This is a genomic window from Methylobacterium sp. E-065, assembly GCF_022829605.1.
GTDB lineage: Bacteria > Pseudomonadota > Alphaproteobacteria > Rhizobiales > Beijerinckiaceae > Methylobacterium.
In genome coordinates this window covers 1-318 of the sequence record NZ_JAKSYD010000225.1, presented here as the reverse complement: position 1 = coordinate 318, position 318 = coordinate 1, and the positions used below count along the sequence as shown (strand labels likewise).

At 73.6% G+C, this 318-nt stretch carries 1 protein-coding gene; it reads right to left on the bottom strand.

Annotated features, from left to right (window positions below; translation table 11 throughout):
* Positions 1-306 (bottom strand): sugar transferase (locus MKK84_RS25985; protein ID WP_243924909.1); only part of this gene is annotated, 306 nt, incomplete at its 3' end.
* Between the last annotated feature and the right edge of the window lie 12 nt (positions 307-318).

Genomic DNA, 318 nt, shown 5'->3' with positions numbered 1-318 from the left:
GAGCTTGTGCGTGGCGGCCCATTCGGCCCGGGCCCGCGGGTCGGAGGCCAGCTGGGCGGCCAGCACCGCCTCGCCGTCGGTGACCATGGAGCGGAACTTGAGGCAGCCGCACGAGCGGCCGTCGAGGCCCAGGCGCCTGTGGCGGAAGATCGGGGCGCGGCCATCGCCGGCCCAGACCAGCAGGGCGATGAGCAGAACCAGCGGCAGCAGCAGGAACAGGGCGGTGACGGCCACGCCGACATCGAGGCCGCGCTTGGCCGCCCAGTTCAGGCGCAGGCCGCGGGCGACGAAGGGCTTCGTCGGCAAAATGGGATCGGC